Origin of the sequence: Flavobacterium sp. RSP46, assembly GCF_003984825.1 — a bacterium.
GTDB lineage: Bacteria > Bacteroidota > Bacteroidia > Flavobacteriales > Flavobacteriaceae > Flavobacterium.
Genome location: NZ_RYDM01000004.1, coordinates 158,059 through 158,293, shown reverse-complemented (window position 1 = coordinate 158,293; position 235 = coordinate 158,059).

Genomic DNA, 235 nt, shown 5'->3' with positions numbered 1-235 from the left:
CTTATGTGATTTACTTAAGCCGTTTGAACACAGTTCTTTGGTCTCCTTCCTCTAACATCTATTCAGACAAAACACCTCTATTTTTAATATACGACAGTATATAATAGTTGTTACTGAGTTTCCTCTTCCCATTCAAAAATAATCTGTGAAAATTGGTGTAATCTGTGTTAAAAAAGATTTCTTATGTGATTTACTTAAGCCGTTTGAACACAGTTCTTTGGTCTCCTTCCTCTAA